Origin of the sequence: Mycobacterium sp. DL (genome assembly GCF_039729195.1) — a bacterium.
Classification (GTDB): domain Bacteria; phylum Actinomycetota; class Actinomycetes; order Mycobacteriales; family Mycobacteriaceae; genus Mycobacterium; species Mycobacterium hippocampi_A.
In genome coordinates this window covers 4974568-4990559 of sequence record NZ_CP155796.1, presented here as the reverse complement: position 1 = coordinate 4990559, position 15992 = coordinate 4974568, and the positions used below count along the sequence as shown (strand labels likewise).

The following is a 15992-nucleotide window of genomic DNA, read 5'->3' as shown; positions in this document are numbered from 1 at the left end:
CGTGGCGGAATTGGAATCCTGGGCCGACGGCACGGGCACTGCGGCGAAGTCGGCGATCGTCGACTTCGTGGCTCGTGTCACCACAGAAGGCCCGGACTTCGTCGCGCCCGAAGAGCGGGTAGCAGTCTTCGACAACGACGGCACGCTGTGGTGCGAGAAGCCGATGTACATCCAACTCGACTTCATCGTGCGCAGGCTCGTCGAGAAGGCCGGTACCGACGGTGCACTCGCACAGCAGCAGCCCTATCAGGCGGCAGTCGCCAACGATCTGAACTGGTTCGGCGGCGCGATCACCAAGCACTACCAGGGTGATGACGCCGACCTGAAAGTCCTCGCCGGGGCCGTGATGTCGCTCCATGAGTCGATGGCTGTCGAGGACCACGCGGCACTGGTGAATGCCTTCTTCGCCGAAGCCACCCATCCGACCCTGCGAAGGCCGTACCCGAGTTGTGTGTACACACCGATGGTGGAGTTGCTGCGGTATCTGGAAGCCCATGACTTCACCAACTACATCGTCTCCGGCGGTGGCCGGGATTTCATGCGGCCGATCACGGAATCGATCTACGGCATTCCTCCGGAGCGAGTGGTCGGCAGTTCGCAGGGACTGAAGTTCGAAGGCAGCAGCGGTGCGCAGGCAGGCCACGGAAACCTGTTGATCCAGCCCGCACTGGACGTGTTCGACGACGGCCCGGAGAAGCCAGTGCGGATCTGGAACCGAATCGGTCGGCGTCCCATCCTGTCCGCAGGCAACTCCAACGGCGATGACGAGATGCTGATGTACTCGGGGCGACCCGGCGCGCCTGCCCTCCGGTTGGTGGTCCTGCACGATGACGCCGAACGCGAATTCGATTACACCGCAGGGGCGGAACGCGTGCTCAAACATGCCGGCGACTACGGGTGGCGCGTGGTGAGCATGAAGAACGACTGGACGACCGTCTTTGCCTGACAACACCGTTGAGGCTGCGCCCTGGTTGCCGGTCACTCGGACTTCATCACCCTCACTGCAGTCTCGGCGCACACCGTGACCGGCGATGTGGTCTGGATCCCACCACAGACCACGATTCTCGGCGCCGACAACGACTACCCCGAAGAAGGCCCGGCACGTGAGGTCGAGGTTGACGGATTCTCTATCCAGAAATATCAGGTGACCAACGCTGACTTCGATGAATTCGTCAGCGCGACAGCATATGTGACAGTCGCCGAGCGCCCGCTGAACCCCGCCGACTATCCGGACGCGCCGCCGGAGAACCTACAGCCGGGATCCATGGTCTTCCACCGGACCGCAGGACCCGTCGACCTCCGTCACCTCAACCAGTGGTGGACCTGGACGCCGGGCGCGTGCTGGAACCATCCCCGTGGCCCCCGCTCCTCCCTCCGCAACCGCGAGCACCATCCCGTCGTCCACGTGGCGTTCGCGGACGCCGCCGCCTACGCGGAGTGGGCCGGCCTCGATCTGCCCACCGAAGCGCAGTGGGAAGTCGCCGCCCGGGGTGGCCTCGACGGAGCCGTTTACACGTGGGGTGACCAACCGGAACGACCCGGTCAGAGGTTGGCCAACTACTGGCACGGTGAGTTCCCCTATCTCCCCGACACCGGCTACGGCCAGACCGCCCCGGTGGGCAGCTTCGAGGCCAACGCATTCGGGCTCTACGACATGGCCGGAAACGTCTGGGAGTGGACGACTGACTGGTACGGCGCCGCCCGCGACGACCAACCATGTTGTGCCGCGGACTCTTACGACCCCCGGCAGCCACAGTTCCGCATCCCGCGGAAGGTCATCAAGGGCGGTTCGTTCCTGTGCGCGGACAGCTACTGCATGCGTTATCGGCCGTCCGCCCGCCGACCGCAGATGATCGACACCGGCATGAGCCACATCGGCTTTCGTTGTGTCGGGCGCTAGCGCGCCGCGATCCACTCCTCCCCGCGTCGCACCGCTTCTTCGACCGCCCCGAACACCCTGTCGCTGGCCGGCACGATGCCGTCGGCGCCCAGTACGTCCATCAGGCCACCTTCGTGCAGTACCTTGACCGTCGCCGGGCTCGCACCGGCCACGATCAACCGACCGCCCCGATCGCGGAGTTCGGAAGCCCAGCGCTGCAGCGATTTGAGCACCTTCGAGGAGGGCACATCGGGCAGCGTCCTCATACCGAGGACAACCACGGCGTTGTTCGAATCGGCGACCCGTGGCCACTCCTCGTCGATGCGCGGCACCTCCGCGAACAATCCGACACCGGAGTACTGCAACACCGTCACCGCGTTGCTGTCGACCGTCTCGGGCACCGGCCCGACCAGCCAATGACCCTCTGCCGACCGCGTCAAGCCGATGAGTGCGGCAGCCTGCGAAGCCTTCACGCAGTAGAGCACCAGCGACGTGATCGCGCCGATCAGGATCGCGGTGTGCAACGGCAACTGCGTGGTCGCGGCGAGCGTCACCAGCATCGCGACCGCTGACAGCGGGGCGGTCCGCAGGACCAGCCGGATATCGGACCACCGACCGGTGACCAACTCTGCACCGATGACCAGGATCAGTCCCCCGATCACCGGCATCGGGATCACCTCGGCGAGCGAGCCGGCGACCAGCACCAGCGCCGCGAGCCACACGCCGGCGAAGATGCCGGCCCACCGGGTCTGGGCACCGGCCGATACCGCCACTCCGGTACGCGAGAGCGAACCCCCGGTGGGCAGTGCACCGAAGAAGCCACCGGCGAGGTTGGCCGCGCCCTGGGAGACGAAGTCGCCGGAGGTGCTGGGGCGGCTGCGGTCGGGGTTCGGCACCGCGGCGGAGATCCCGGCCGCCTGCGCGAGTCCCACCAGCGCCACGGCGAGGCCGCCGACCAGAAGTTCAGGCATCGCGGCGAAGTGCGGAACAACAAACGGCGGTAGTGCATTGGGGATCGACGCGATGTCACCGACCGTCTCGACGTCGATCTGCAGGGCAGCGACGCCGACGGTGACCACCACCAGCGCGATCAGCGTCGCGAAAGCTTCCAGGGGTTTGACCAACCGGAACACGCCCCACACCGCGACCGTCGCGAGCGCGACCAGGCACGGCGCCAGTGCCCATGAGGAGATGTGGGCGAACGCGTCGATGAATTTGCCGATGGTGTTGTGACTGTCGGGCCGGTAGCCCGTCGCATCACCGATCACCCCGGCGATGATCTGCAAAGCGATCCCGGTGGTGAACCCTGTCATCACGGCGTTGGACACGAAGTTCATGATCGAACCGAACTTCAGCAAGCCGAAGATCAGCATCACCAGGCCCACCACGAGCGCCAGCGCGGCGACGTTGGCGGGGTCGGCGGGGTCCAGTCCCGCGTCGGTCAACACGCTGCGTGACGACAGGGCCAGTGCGCTGGTCAGGGTCGTGACCATCAACACGGTGCGGGCCAGGACCGAACCGACGATCGTCGACACGATGCCCGAATACAGCCCGGCCACCGGATTGAATCCGCCGATGCTCGCGTAGGCCATCCCCTCGGGAATGGAGAACAGGCCCGTCACCAGGCCTGCGATCACGTCACGGAATCGGGGCCGGCCCAGGGCGGCGGCGGATCCGCGCAGGCGGCCACCCACATGGCCCCGTTCGACCGGCGCGTCGTCCACAAGAAGCACCCTGCCACGGCCGGCCGTCTCGCGTAATCATTCGCTGAGGGTGAGAAGCGCCCCGGCACCGAGGGCGCAGGGAAGCGTCAGGCGCTCTCGGCGGCCGCCTTGATCGCCGCGAGCGTGGCAGGGATACCACTTCGTGCCGCATCGCTGCGCTTGCCGATCTCGGCGTCAGCAGCGTCTCCGAAACGCTCCTGGAACCCGGCGATGCCGGCCGGCAGGAACTCCCAGGATTCGGTGAGCCGGGTGCCGTCGCCCTCCGGTTCGAACTCGTAACCCCAGTAGACCCAGCCGTTGTTGACCTCCCACGCGAACTTCCGCCCGGGTTCGGCGGCCACCACCTGGCTGCGGGTCTCCCAGGTTCGCTCCGGCGTCTCGTTGCGGCCGGTGAACCACGCGCCCACGTGGGGCCCGGCGCCCTCGTCCCACCAGCAGGCCCGGCAGATCGGACTCCAGTCGCCCATCCGGGTCACGTCCGACACCAGCGCGTACAGGTTCTCGGGGGACACGGCCACGGAAATCGATTCGGACATCTTCAACTCGGTCACGGCCTCGAGTCTGCCATTGCGCCGATCTCCGTCGGCTATTGCACTTCGGCCCGCCGGATGTGAAGTTGGAACACGTTCTATTCCGTCTTCGAAGGGCCAACTGGATGACCAACGGTACCGAGCGTGTCGCCAGAGAGGCCGTCGTCATCGGCGGGGCGTCAGGGATCGGGTGGGCGACCGCACGGGCGCTGGCAGCCGAAGGGTGCCGGGTCACCATCGCCGACCTCAACGCCGACGGTGCCGATGCCCGCGCCGCCGAGCTCGGTGGCTGCCACGCCGGTGCCTTCGTCGACGTCACCGACGAGGAGTCGGTGCAGCGCCTGTTCTCCGATCTCGGCGCGATCGACATCGCGGTGAACTGTGCGGGTTTCAGCAATGTCGGACTGATCACCGAGATGGCTGCCGAAGATTTCCGGGCGGTGATCGACGTCTGCCTCAACGGTGCCTTCATCGTCGCCAAGCACGCCGGCCGGCACCTGCGGGAAGGCGGTTCGCTGGTGCAGATCAGCTCGCTCAACGGCAGGCAACCCGCAGCGGGTATGAGCGCCTACTGCGCGGCGAAGGCCGGCCTGTCGATGCTGACCCAGGTGGCCGCCCTGGAGATGGGGCCGCGCGGGATCCGGGTCAACGCCGTGGCCCCCGGCTTTGTCCACACCCCGCTGACCGAGGCGGCGGCCTCGGTGCCCGGGGTGGTCGAGGACTACGTGGACAACACCGCGCTCGGTCGGGCGGGTGTACCCGAGGACATCGCGAATGCCGTTGTGTACCTGTGTTCTCCGGGGTCATCCTGGCTCACCGGTGAGGTTCTCGACATCAACGGCGGCGCGCACCTCAAGCGCTATCCCGATGTGATGGGACACGTCATGCGATTGGTCGAACAGTCATGAGCGCCGCCGGAAAGCACGCCATCGTCACCGGCGCGGGTTCGGGCATCGGCGCGGCACTGTGCCGCGCCCTGGATCTAGCGGGCGCCCACGTGCTGTGCACCGACGTCGACGGTGATGCTGCCGAACGCACCGCGTCGTCGCTGAGCTCGCGGGCCCGCGCCAGCTCCCTGGACGTCACCGACGCGGGTGCTGTGCAGGCCGCTGTCGACGACGTCGTCGGCCGCTGCGGGCGGCTGGACCTGATGTTCAACAACGCAGGCATCGTCTGGGGCGGGGACACCGAACTGCTCACCCTCGACCAGTGGAACACGATCATCGACATCAACATCCGCGGTGTGGTGCACGGTGTCGCAGCGGCCTACCCGCAGATGCTCCGCCAGGGGCACGGCCACATCGTCAACACCGCGTCGATGGCGGGCCTGACCGCGGCCGGGCAGGTAACCAGCTACGTGGCGACCAAGCACGCGGTCGTCGGGCTGTCGATGGCGTTGCGCTCGGAGGCCGTGCCCCGGGGAGTCGGCGTGCTCGTGGTCTGCCCCGCAGCCGTGGAGACCCCGATCCTCGACAAGGGTGCGGTCGGCGGGTTCGTCGGACGCGATTACTTCCTGCAATCCCAGGGCGGCAAGGCCTACGACGCGGACCGACTGGCCCGAGACACCCTGCGCGCCATCGACCGCAACAAAGCGATCCTGGTCAAACCGACTGTGGCACATGCACAGTGGCTGTTCGCACGCGCCGCGCCGGTGCTGATGAACCGGCTGGCGATGAAGTTCGTCGCCGGGCAGCGGTCGCGGCAGACGACGGGATCGCCGCCGCGCGCCGTCGACTCGGGTTAGGGTTGCCGGTCGGCAGCAGCGGGGGTCGGGAGGGCGCATGACGGACGATTTCACCGTCACACAGAAGCGCGCTCTCGCCGTCCTCACGGTGATCGCTCTCGCGTTCGGCGCCTACTTCCTGCGAGGCTACGTACTGCTCATCGCGGTGGCGGCGGTGCTGGCGTACCTGTTCAATCCGCTGTACCGACGCCTCCTGGCGAAGACGAATGTCGGGTTGTCGGCCACGGCAACACTTCTCGCCGCGATCGCCATTGTCGCCGTCCCGGTGACCGGGGTGGCCTTCCTGGCGTTCCTGCAGATCAGCCAGATGGTGACCAGTGTCAGCAATTGGGTGGACCAGACCGACTTCACCGCATTGGCTCAGCGACTGCTGGATTCGGCCAACCAGGCGCTGGCGCGCATCCCGTTCATGGACGTCACCCTCACTCAGGATTCGGTCCGCGATGCGGCGGCCAGACTCGGACAGGGCGGTGGGCAGATCGCGCTGGAGTTCCTCCGCGATTCGGTGGGCAGCATCGCCTCGGTCGTGACGGGGATGATCATCTTCCTCTACGTCTTCGTCGCGCTGCTGACCAGAGGCGACAGGGTCCTGACGCTGTTCCGGGATCTGAATCCGCTGGGTGAGCGGGTGTCCGACCTCTACCTCGACAAGGTCGGCGCCATGGTGTCGGCCACCGTCAAAGGCCAGCTCATCATCGCGGTGTGCCAAGGTCTCGCAGGCGCCGTGTCGATCTACATCGCCGGCCTGCACGACGGCTTCTTCATGTTCGTCATCTTCTTGACGGCACTGTCCTTCATTCCCCTGGGCAGCGGCATCGTCACGATCCCACTGGGCATCGGGCTGGCGATCTTCGGCAACGTCGCAGGCGGAATCTTCGTCGTGGTGTTCCACATCATCGTGACGACGAGCATCGACAACCTGCTACGACCGTTCCTGGTCCCCAAGAGCGCCCACCTGCACCCGGCACTGATGCTGCTGGCGGTGTTCGCCGGCCTGACGATGTTCGGCTTCTGGGGGATCGTGCTCGGCCCGGTGATGATGATCGTCATCGTGACGACGATCAGCGTGTATCTGGCCGTGGACAAGGGAGCATCGCTGGAGTCGATCACCGGCACCCGCGCTGACCCGTCGGACGACGACGCCGAACGTCAGATTCCGTGGTGGCGCCGGATTCTCCCCGGCAAGCCCAAGCCCAGGACCGAGTCGGAGCCCGAGCCCGACCCGGCCGCCGCTACACCAGCTGAGACCTGAGGAACTCGACCACCCGTTTGCGGGCTTCGTAGGCGGGGTGTCCGTCGACCTCGCGCACCTGGTCGGTCAGCACCGAATGCGCCGCGCGGCCGATGCCGTGGACGTTGCCCTTCTTCGAGTTGATCTCGATGACCTCGAACGCGTCCCCGAGCCGGGCCTTGAGAGTGGTGAACCGGTCCCCCGGTGACATCGGGTCTTCGCTGAACCGCAACCCCATCGCGCACAATCCGTCTGCGGCACGGCGTTCGATCACCCGTAGTTCGTTCTCGGACAGCCCGGGGTCGCGCCGCTGGCGCGGGGTGAGCGGCAACGGCAGCGAAGGCTGGCTCATCACCGGCGCCAGCACACTGTCGTCGACGGCGGCGGCCAGCGCGAAGCCACCGGTGAAGCACTGGCCGATCACGCCGACGCCTTTGCCCGGAGTCCGGGCATTGAGGTCACGTGCCAACGCCCTCAGATAATGCGCGACCGGTCGATCGGCATTGGTCGCCATCGCGGCGAATTCCTTGGCCACACAACCCTTCAGCAGCACCGGCAGCGCTCCGGGCCGCAGCGCGGGCGCCCCCGGGGTGCCGAACAGTGACGGGGCGGCCACGGTGAAACCGTTGTCCACCAGATGATTTCCCAGCGCCAGCACGCCGGGGTGCAGGCCGGGCATCTCCGGGATGAGCACGACGCCGGGGCCTTCGCCCCTGCGGTAGACGTCGTAGGTGAAGCCTGCCGCCGTGAACGGCGCGGCGCTCCATCCACTCAGATCTGCTGTGGGCGCGCTCATGGCGTCTCCTGGAGTCAAGTGACAGGCAGCGGCGGCTGGGTTTGCGTCGCAGCAGCCAGCGTACGGTACTCGTCCGTACCTGCGGCCCCGGTCACGGCGAGCTGCGCAGGCCCGGTGGGCCCCCGCACCTGGGCAGTCCAGACGGGTTCGGGGGCCCGGCCGTCGCGTTCGCCACCCAGGTAGACGACCCACGTGACGCCGTCGACTTCCTGCGTCCCCGTCGGGACCAGGTCCGTGCCGAGCGAGGCCATCAGCTTGTCCTCGTCGGCGTTGCTCTGTGTCAGGCTCAGGTACATGCCGCTGGGCGTCAGGTAGCCGACGGTCGAGCTGACCGCCCGCACCTGCTGTCCGGTCACCGGGTCGGTACGCCCGCCTTCGATGCCTTTGCGGCTGCCGGAGTTCGCCGCCCACCCGTCGGGCAGCGCCGGCACCCGAATGGGGATGTCGAGCGCCTCGGCATCGGCCTGCAGTGCCGCGGGCGCGTCGTAGTCGGGCACCGGACCCGCACCGGGGCCTGTCGGTGCGAACGAGCACATCCCGAGCACACCGGCGAGAAGGATGCAGACCAGCACCAGGGGTGCGATCGACCAGAACATGTCGCGGCCGTCCTGGAGCAGGCGAGGCTTCGCAGGAGGCGGGCCCGGCGCCCCGTAGCCACCCGCGCCTCGGGACAGGCCGTCGTGGCCTGCGTGTTCGGGCTCGCTGCCCGGGTCGCCGGTGACCCGCTGGCCCGGCTCGGGTGGCGTCGTCATGCCTGCCAGTATCCCAGCTCCCGATCGTGCATCCACTAATGGGACAATCTGCCCATGAGTGCCGCACGTCGCGAAGCCCCGGACCGAAATCTTGCTCTCGAACTCGTGCGGGTGACCGAGGCGGGAGCCATGGCCGCCGGCCGCTGGGTCGGCCGCGGCGACAAGGAGGGCGGCGACGGCGCGGCCGTCGACGCCATGCGCCAGCTGGTGAACTCGGTGTCGATGCGCGGCGTCGTCGTGATCGGCGAGGGCGAGAAGGACAACGCCCCCATGCTCTACAACGGCGAGGAGGTCGGCAACGGCGACGGACCCGACTGCGACTTCGCAGTCGACCCCGTCGACGGCACCACGCTGATGAGCAAGGGCATGCCCAACGCGATCGCGGTGCTGGCCGTCGCCGAGCGCGGTGCCATGTTCGACCCGTCGGCGGTGTTCTACATGAACAAGATCGCCGTGGGACCTGACGCCGTCGACGTCATCGACATCACCATCCCGATCGGCGAGAACATCCGCCGCGTCGCCCAGGCGAAGAATCTGACCGTCGCCGACCTCACGGTGTGCGTCCTGGACCGGCCCCGGCATGCCCAGTTGATCGCCGACGTCCGCGAGGCGGGCGCCCGAATCCGGCTGATCTCCGACGGTGACGTCGCCGGCGCCATCGCCGCCTGCCGCCCCGGCTCGGGAACCGACCTGCTGGCCGGCATCGGTGGCACCCCGGAGGGCATCATCACCGCCGCCGCGATCCGCTGCATGGGCGGCGCGATCCAGGCCCAGCTCGCCCCGACAGATGACGCCGAACGACAGAAGGCTCTGGATCGTGGCCACGACCTCGACCGGGTGCTGCACACCGAGGACCTGGTGTCTGGCGAGAACGTGTTCTTCTCCGCCACCGGAGTCACCGACGGCGACCTGCTCAAGGGCGTGCAGTTCTACGGCGGCGGCTGCACCACGCAGTCCATCGTCATGCGTTCGAAGTCCGGGACCGTCAGAATGATCGAGGCCTACCACCGTCTGTCCAAGCTCAACGAGTATTCCTCGGTCGACTTCACCGGCGACAAATCCGCCGCATATCCGCTGCCGTAAACACCGACACACGAAGGGCATTCATGAGCACCGACGCCGCTGTTCAGCAAGCAGGCGAGTACCGGATCGAGCACGACACCATGGGCGAGGTCCGGGTGCCGATCGATGCGCTGTGGCGCGCGCAGACCCAGCGGGCCGTCGAGAACTTCCCGATCTCCGGACGCGGTCTCGAGCGCACCCAGATCCGCGCACTCGGCCTGCTCAAAGGCGCGTGCGCACAGGTGAACAAGGACCTCGGGCTGCTCGCCGCGGAGAAGGCCGACGCGATCATCGCCGCCGCCGCCGAGATCGCCGACGGCCGCCACGACGACCAGTTCCCCATCGACGTCTTCCAGACCGGTTCGGGCACCAGTTCCAACATGAACACCAACGAGGTGATCGCGGGCATCGCCGCCGCCAACGGCGTGAAGGTGCACCCGAACGATGACGTCAACATGTCACAGAGCTCCAACGACACCTTCCCCACCGCGACGCACATCGCCGCCACCGAAGCTGCTGTGCGCCACCTCATTCCAGCGTTGGAGATACTTCACGAGTCGCTGCGCGGAAAGGCGCGCCAGTGGCGCACCACCGTCAAGAGCGGCCGCACCCACCTGATGGACGCGGTCCCGGTGACACTCGGCCAGGAGTTCGGCGGCTACGCACGCCAGATCGAGGCCGGGATCGAGCGCGTCAAGGCGACGCTGCCCCGGCTCGGTGAGCTGGCCATCGGCGGCACCGCGGTGGGCACCGGCCTCAATGCGCCGGACGGTTTCGGCGCGAAGGTCGTCGACGTCCTCGTCGACCAGACCGGTATCGCCGAACTGCGCACCGCATCTGACTCTTTCGAAGCCCAGGCCGCTCGTGACGGCCTGGTCGAGGCGTCTGGAGCACTCAAGACCATCGCCGTCTCGTTGACCAAGATCGCCAACGACATCCGCTGGATGGGGTCGGGGCCGTTGACCGGGCTCGGCGAGCTGCAGCTGCCCGATCTGCAGCCGGGTAGCTCGATCATGCCGGGCAAGGTCAACCCGGTCATCCCCGAGGCGGTGACGCAGGTCGCCGCCCAGGTCATCGGTAACGACGCGGCCATCACATGGGGCGGCGGCAACGGTGCGTTCGAGTTGAACGTCTACATCCCGATGATGGCGCGCAACGCACTGGAGTCGTTCACGCTTCTGGCCAACGTGTCGAAGTTGTTCGCCGCCAAGTGCATCGACGGCCTGATCGCCAACGAGGCGCACCTGCGGGAGCAGGCCGAGTCGTCGCCCTCGATCGTCACCCCGCTGAACTCCGCGATCGGCTACGAGGAGGCCGCCAAGGTCGCCAAGGAGGCCCTCAAGGAGCGCAAGACGATCCGCCAGACGGTCATCGACCGCGGGCTGATCGGCGACAAGCTCTCCGAGGAGGAGTTGGACAAGCGCCTCGACGTGCTGGCCATGGCGAAGGTGAAAGACGGCGAGTAGGAACGAGCCTGGGCCCGCCCGCCGTCATTGCGGTTCGACCAGGACGTTGGCCGGTGGGCCGTTCTCGCGGCTGCCGTAGAGGCTGCCGGGTGCCCGCGGCCCGAGCATCTCGGAGACGGTCACCAAGTGGTAGCCGTTGCCGGTGAGCACCGGAATGAACTGCTCCATCAGGTCCACCGTCGAGGCGAAGGTGTCGTGCAGCACCACCACCGAACCGGGTCTGATCTGACTCATCAGCAGTGCCCGTGTCGGGGCGGTGTCGGGATCGTGAAGCCAGTCGAAAGGGACCACGTCCCAATTGATGTCGGCCAGGCCCTGGCGGCCGGCCTCGGCCAGCACCGTCTCGTTGACGGTTCCACCGCCGGTGCGGGCCAGCGTCGGCCGCCTGCCCGTGGCGGCCTCGATGGCTTCGGTGGCTCTGCTGAACTGGGACGGTATGTCCTGCGGTGGGATCGCCGTCATGTCGGGGTGCTGCCAGGTGTGGTTGCCGATCTCCATGCCGGCGTCGGCGATCCGCCTGGCGGCGGCGGGATCTGCCGCGACCTTGTCGCCGATCAGGAAGAACGTCGCCTCGGCGTTGTTGGCCTGCAGGATCTGCAGTAGCCGGTCGGTGTGCGGTCCGGGCCCGTCGTCGAAGGTCAGCGCCACACACTTGACCTGCGCGCAGTCGACGGTGTCTGCGTGGGCGTGGCCGCTCAGGCTACCGGCGAGGAGCACTGCAGCGACAGCGACGCCCACGACGTTTCGCACTCCGAAAGCCTACCGGCCCGTGCGGCGTGCGACGCGCGACGCGTGCACGCCGGAATTGCATTCCAGCAGTGGACGAGCGAGAACAGGCCTGCTGGAATGCAATTCCGGCGATGACAGCGCCACAGATCAGGGAAGGGCGCCGGGGCTGATCTCCTCGAGCATCTCGGTGACCAACGCCGCGATCGGCGAACGCTCGCTGCGCAGCAGGGTGATGTGCGCAAAGAGCGGGTGACCCTTGAGCTTCTCGATCACCGCCGCGACACCGTCGTGGCGGCCGACGCGCAGATTGTCCCGCTGCGCGACGTCGTGGGTCAGCACCACCCGCGACCCGCTCCCCAGCCGCGACAGCACGGTGAGCAGCACGTTGCGTTCCAGGGACTGCGCCTCGTCGACGATCACGAACGAGTCGTGCAGAGAGCGTCCCCGGATGTGGGTCAGCGGCAGCACCTCCAGCATGCCGCGCGCGAGCACCTCCTCGAGGACCGCCGGGCTCGCGAGGCCCTCGAGCGTGTCGAACACCGCCTGCGCCCACGGCCCCATCTTCTCGCTCTCGCTGCCGGGCAGGTAGCCGAGTTCCTGGCCACCGACCGCGTACAACGGCCGGAACACCACGACCTTGCGCTGAGTACGCCGCTCCAGCACGGCCTCCAGGCCGGCGCACAGCGCCAGGGCGGACTTTCCGGTGCCCGCCTTGCCACCGAGTGACACGATGCCGACGGACTCGTCGAGCAGTAGATCGAGTGCGACCCGCTGTTCGGCCGACCTTCCCCGGAGGCCGAACACCTCCCGATCGCCGCGCACCAGTTGCACCCGCTTGTCGGCGTTGACCCGCCCCAGCGCGTGAGAATTGCTGCCCAGCAACCGGACCCCGGTATGGCAGGGCAGGTCGCGCGCGGACTCGAGGTCGATGTCACCATCGGCGAAGAGGCCGTCGATGTCCTCGCTGGAGACCTCGACCTCCGCCATCCCGGTCCATCCCGACGTGACGACATCCTGTGCGTGGTATTCGTCGGCAGGCAAGCCCACGGCGCCGGCCTTCACGCGCAGCGGAATGTCCTTGGTCACCAACGTGACTCGCTTGCCTTCCGCGGCCAGATTGGCCGCGCAGGTCAGAATCCGCGAGTCGTTGCTGTCGGTGCGGAAGCCCGCGGGCAACACCGACGGATCACTGTGGTTGAGCTCGATGTGCAGTGTGCCGCCGTGATCGCCGACCGGAATCGGCTGGTCCAGCCGCCCGTGTTCGAGCCGGAGATCATCGAACATCCGCAGTGCCTGACGAGCGAACCAGCCGAGCTCATGATGATGCCGCTTGGCTTCCAGTTCGCTGATGACCACCAACGGAACTACCACCTCGTGTTCGGCGAACCGTGTGCAGGCCCAGGGATCGGACAGCAGCACGGAGGTGTCGAGCACGTAGGTCCGGACGAGCGATTCAGTCACGTAGCGCTCCTCGAGCCCGCGCGGCCCCACACGAACATCTCGGTGGACACACAGCGGTCTCTAGGACCGGGGCCGGTCCTTCATGATCGAGATCATCGGGACCGCCCGGATAGCAGAGCATGTCGCTAGCCATCACGGACGACGCTACTCCGAGTGCGGCTTTCGCGCCGCGCAGGCGCGCCGTGCCGAAGAGGCCCGCGGGTTAAGAGCTGATGAACTGAGCCAGCGTCGGCTCGTCGGCCAGCCCCCACGCGGTGATGCGATCGGAGATGACCTGACGCAGCTGCGCCCGATCGAAGATGCCTGCCTCGGCGACGTTGGCCACCTTGTCGCGGTAGGCGACGATGTCACCGCCGACGACGTCGAGTTCGGCGGCGCGGCGCTTGATGGCGTCGACGGTCTCGTCCCGCGAGGAGACCAGACAGTGGCTGACGAGCTTGGCGAAGAAGTCCTCGTGGCGTTCCTCGTCCTTGGCGATGCGGCCGATCATCTCCGCGAGCGTCGGGTCCTCGGTCTGCGCAGCCAGATTGCGGCAGTACACCGCGTGGGCGCGCTCGAAGAACGCCATGAACGCCAGCGTCTCCAGCTGGCTGTAGGTGTCGGCGCGGTAGCCCTGCACCACATGCTCGACGCGGACGTCCTCGTTGGCCACGGGGTCGACCTCACGGGTGACCACCAGGTAGTTGCGCAACGCGATGGCGTGGAGGTGCTCTTCGGCGGTCCAGCGGCCCAGCCAGCGGCCCCACTTGGCCTCGAGGATGAAGTGCTCGACGAGCTCGCGGTGATAGCCGGCCAGGTTGTCCTTGGTGATCAGCAGGATCTCGAGAGCGTCGGTGATGTGCTTGGGCAGCGTCACCTCCGACGGGTCCCAGTCCTTGCCGCCCAGGAACGCGAAGTTCTCACCCTGGTCGAAGGGCACGTAGTCGTGGGCGTACCAGAGATCCTCGGAGTCGAGGTGGCGCCGCAGCTCCTGCATGACGACCGGCTCGAGCTCGGTGATCAGCGCGTTAGGGACAGGTCTCTGTGCCATAAAAGTAACTGTAACCCGAATTCACATGTTCCTCGAAATCGGGTTCCGGAGTGTCGTCGGGCTACAGAGTCAAGCCCGGATACAGCGGATTGGCGGCCAGAAGTTCGGCCGACGCGGCGTGCACCCGTTCGGCTGTGCCGTCGGCCAGGACGTACTTGGCCTTCGACGGACCGTTCGAGGCCGCCGTCGGTTGGGTGTTCTGGAGCACCTCGACCACCAGGTCGGCGACACGGTCGAAATCGTCGCCCCCGAAGCCGCGGGTGGTCAGCGCCGGCGTGCCGAAGCGGATACCGCTGGTGTACCAGGCGCCGTTGGGGTCGGCGGGGATCGCGTTGCGGTTGGTGACGATCCCCGCGTCCAGCAGCGCCGACTCCGCCTGACGTCCGGTGAGCCCGAACGAGGTCACGTCCAACAGCACGATGTGGTTGTCGGTGCCGCCGGTGACCAGGCGGGCGCCGCGGGTGAGGAAACCCTCGGCGAGCGCCTTGGCATTGTCGGCGATGCGCTGGGCGTAGTCCTGGAATGCCGGCTGGCGCGCCTCGGCGAGCGCGACGGCCTTGGCGGCCATCACGTGCGACAGCGGGCCGCCGAGCACCATCGGGCAGCCCTTGTCGACCGCGGGGGCGAATTCCTCGGTGGCCAGGATCAACCCGCCGCGGGGTCCGCGCAGCGACTTGTGGGTGGTGGTGGTGGTGACGTGCGCATGGGGCACCGGGTCCTCGTCGCCGGTGAACACCTTGCCCGCGACCAGACCGGCGAAGTGCGCCATGTCGACCATCAGCGTCGCGCCCACCTCGTCGGCGATCTCGCGCATCTTGGCGAAGTTCACCCGGCGCGGGTAGGCGGAGTAGCCGGCGACGAGCACCAGCGGCTTGAACTCGCGGGCCGCGGCCGCTATCACGTCGTAGTCCAGAAGCCCGGTTTCCGGGTCGGTGCCGTACTGGCGCTGGTGGAACATCTTGCCGGAGATGTTGGGCCGGAAGCCGTGGGTGAGGTGGCCGCCGGTGTCCAGCGACATCCCCAGCAGCCGCTGGTTGCCGAGCTTGCCGCGCAGCGTCTCCCAGTCGGCCTCGGACAGGTCGTTGACGTGCTTCGCGCCGAACTCGGCAAGGCCGGGGGTCTCGACGCGGGTGGCGAGAATGGCCCAGTAGGCGACGAGGTTGGCGTCGATGCCGGAGTGCGGCTGCACGTAGGCGTACGGGGCGCCGAACAGCTCGCGGGCATGCTCGGCGGCCAGCGCCTCGACGGTGTCGACGTTCTGGCAGGCCGCGTAGAACCGGTGCCCGATGGTGCCCTCGGCGTACTTGTCGGAGAACCAGGTGCCCATGGTCAACAGCACCGCGGGCGATGCGTAGTTCTCGCTGGCGATCAGCTTGAGTGAATCCCGTTGATCGGCAAGCTCTTTGCGGGTGGCAGCGGCGATCCGCGGCTCGACGCTCTCGATCACCTGCAGCGCGGCCCGGTAGGCCTCACTCGCGGTCTCGGCGTACTCGGCGCCCAGGGCGGGAGTAGAGCGGGTCACGGAGATCCCAGAATCGAGAGTCATGGGGTTCAGAGTAGTCGGGACGGTGCGCCTCCCCCACCCCTA

At 67.5% G+C, this 15992-nt stretch carries 15 protein-coding genes; 7 read left to right on the top strand and 8 right to left on the bottom strand.

Going from position 1 to position 15992, the window contains the following annotated elements; all coding sequences use genetic code 11:
- Nucleotide 1: 1 nt before the first annotated feature.
- Entirely contained in the window at nt 2-946 is a 945-nt protein-coding gene (locus ABDC78_RS23860) for an HAD family hydrolase (RefSeq protein WP_178361149.1), read from the top strand.
- A gap of 75 nt (nt 947-1021) precedes the next feature.
- The gene (locus ABDC78_RS23855) at nt 1022-1900 is read left to right on the top strand and encodes a formylglycine-generating enzyme family protein (protein ID WP_178361148.1); all 879 of its coding nucleotides are present in this window, start codon (nt 1022-1024) and stop codon (nt 1898-1900) included.
- Here ABDC78_RS23855 and ABDC78_RS23850 read toward each other — a convergent pair.
- Together ABDC78_RS23850 and ABDC78_RS23845 are read right to left on the bottom strand one after the other, a co-directional pair.
- The gene (locus ABDC78_RS23850) at nt 1897-3603 is read right to left on the bottom strand and encodes a SulP family inorganic anion transporter (RefSeq protein WP_347133211.1); all 1707 of its coding nucleotides are present in this window, start codon (nt 3601-3603) and stop codon (nt 1897-1899) included. The two genes, ABDC78_RS23855 and ABDC78_RS23850, sit on opposite strands and share 4 nt — an antisense overlap.
- 86 nt (nt 3604-3689) lie before the next feature.
- Nucleotides 3690-4154: an SRPBCC family protein gene (locus ABDC78_RS23845; RefSeq protein ID WP_347133210.1), complete on the bottom strand. Its 465-nt coding sequence runs from the start codon at nt 4152-4154 to the stop codon at nt 3690-3692.
- A 104-nt stretch (nt 4155-4258) separates the two neighbouring features.
- On the opposite strand from ABDC78_RS23845, the gene ABDC78_RS23840 reads away from it, so the two are divergent.
- The 3 genes from ABDC78_RS23840 to ABDC78_RS23830 are packed head-to-tail and all read left to right on the top strand — an operon-like array spanning nt 4259 to nt 7129.
- A complete protein-coding gene (locus tag ABDC78_RS23840; RefSeq protein WP_178361147.1) occupies nt 4259-5041 on the top strand; it encodes an SDR family NAD(P)-dependent oxidoreductase in 783 nt (260 codons plus the stop codon).
- Nucleotides 5038-5877, top strand: coding sequence for an SDR family oxidoreductase (locus tag ABDC78_RS23835; protein ID WP_178361146.1), 840 nt, complete (start codon nt 5038-5040; stop codon nt 5875-5877). The genes ABDC78_RS23840 and ABDC78_RS23835 overlap by 4 nt, the downstream gene beginning before the upstream one ends.
- A gap of 37 nt (nt 5878-5914) precedes the next feature.
- Nucleotides 5915-7129 carry an AI-2E family transporter gene (locus tag ABDC78_RS23830; protein ID WP_178361145.1) on the top strand — a complete coding sequence of 405 codons (1215 nt, stop codon included), beginning with the start codon at nt 5915-5917 and terminating at the stop codon, nt 7127-7129.
- On the opposite strand, the gene ABDC78_RS23825 is transcribed toward ABDC78_RS23830, so the two are convergent.
- Together ABDC78_RS23825 and ABDC78_RS23820 are read right to left on the bottom strand one after the other, a co-directional pair.
- Nucleotides 7110-7904: a dienelactone hydrolase family protein gene (locus ABDC78_RS23825; protein ID WP_178361144.1), complete on the bottom strand. Its 795-nt coding sequence runs from the start codon at nt 7902-7904 to the stop codon at nt 7110-7112. The genes ABDC78_RS23830 and ABDC78_RS23825 overlap by 20 nt on opposite strands.
- 14 nt (nt 7905-7918) lie before the next feature.
- Nucleotides 7919-8656 carry a DUF4245 domain-containing protein gene (locus ABDC78_RS23820; RefSeq protein WP_178361143.1) on the bottom strand — a complete coding sequence of 246 codons (738 nt, stop codon included), beginning with the start codon at nt 8654-8656 and terminating at the stop codon, nt 7919-7921.
- A 54-nt stretch (nt 8657-8710) separates the two neighbouring features.
- On the opposite strand from ABDC78_RS23820, the gene glpX reads away from it, so the two are divergent.
- Together glpX and ABDC78_RS23810 are read left to right on the top strand one after the other, a co-directional pair.
- Nucleotides 8711-9739, top strand: coding sequence for a class II fructose-bisphosphatase (glpX, locus tag ABDC78_RS23815; protein WP_178361142.1), 1029 nt, complete (start codon nt 8711-8713; stop codon nt 9737-9739).
- Nucleotides 9740-9762: 23 nt separating this feature from the next.
- The gene (locus ABDC78_RS23810; RefSeq protein ID WP_178361141.1) at nt 9763-11184 is read left to right on the top strand and encodes a class II fumarate hydratase; all 1422 of its coding nucleotides are present in this window, start codon (nt 9763-9765) and stop codon (nt 11182-11184) included.
- Nucleotides 11185-11208: 24 nt separating this feature from the next.
- Here ABDC78_RS23810 and ABDC78_RS23805 read toward each other — a convergent pair whose 3' ends face one another.
- From ABDC78_RS23805 to ABDC78_RS23790, 4 genes are all read right to left on the bottom strand, one after another.
- Nucleotides 11209-11934, bottom strand: a complete 726-nt coding sequence (locus tag ABDC78_RS23805; protein ID WP_178361140.1) for a polysaccharide deacetylase family protein — start codon at nt 11932-11934, stop codon at nt 11209-11211.
- A gap of 126 nt (nt 11935-12060) precedes the next feature.
- Complete coding sequence (locus ABDC78_RS23800; protein ID WP_178361139.1) at nt 12061-13374, bottom strand: PhoH family protein; 1314 nt, start codon at nt 13372-13374, stop codon at nt 12061-12063.
- A gap of 202 nt (nt 13375-13576) precedes the next feature.
- Nucleotides 13577-14404 carry an acyl-ACP desaturase gene (locus ABDC78_RS23795; RefSeq protein ID WP_178361138.1) on the bottom strand — a complete coding sequence of 276 codons (828 nt, stop codon included), beginning with the start codon at nt 14402-14404 and terminating at the stop codon, nt 13577-13579.
- Nucleotides 14405-14465: 61 nt separating this feature from the next.
- Nucleotides 14466-15950, bottom strand: a complete 1485-nt coding sequence (locus tag ABDC78_RS23790; protein ID WP_178361137.1) for a glycine hydroxymethyltransferase — start codon at nt 15948-15950, stop codon at nt 14466-14468.
- Between the last annotated feature and the right edge of the window lie 42 nt (nt 15951-15992).

Excerpts from the sequence above, each read along its gene's own strand:
- ABDC78_RS23840 (WP_178361147.1), top strand. The coding sequence starts at position 4,259 with ATGACCAACGGTACCGAGCGTGTCGCCAGAGAGGCCGTCGTCATCGGC.
- ABDC78_RS23835 (WP_178361146.1), top strand. The coding sequence starts at position 5,038 with ATGAGCGCCGCCGGAAAGCACGCCATCGTCACCGGCGCGGGTTCGGGC.
- ABDC78_RS23830 (WP_178361145.1), top strand. The coding sequence starts at position 5,915 with ATGACGGACGATTTCACCGTCACACAGAAGCGCGCTCTCGCCGTCCTC.
- ABDC78_RS23825 (WP_178361144.1), bottom strand. The coding sequence starts at position 7,904 with ATGAGCGCGCCCACAGCAGATCTGAGTGGATGGAGCGCCGCGCCGTTC.
- ABDC78_RS23820 (WP_178361143.1), bottom strand. The coding sequence starts at position 8,656 with ATGACGACGCCACCCGAGCCGGGCCAGCGGGTCACCGGCGACCCGGGC.
- glpX (WP_178361142.1), top strand. The coding sequence starts at position 8,711 with ATGAGTGCCGCACGTCGCGAAGCCCCGGACCGAAATCTTGCTCTCGAA.
- ABDC78_RS23810 (WP_178361141.1), top strand. The coding sequence starts at position 9,763 with ATGAGCACCGACGCCGCTGTTCAGCAAGCAGGCGAGTACCGGATCGAG.
- ABDC78_RS23795 (WP_178361138.1), bottom strand. The coding sequence starts at position 14,404 with ATGGCACAGAGACCTGTCCCTAACGCGCTGATCACCGAGCTCGAGCCG.
- ABDC78_RS23790 (WP_178361137.1), bottom strand. The coding sequence starts at position 15,950 with ATGACTCTCGATTCTGGGATCTCCGTGACCCGCTCTACTCCCGCCCTG.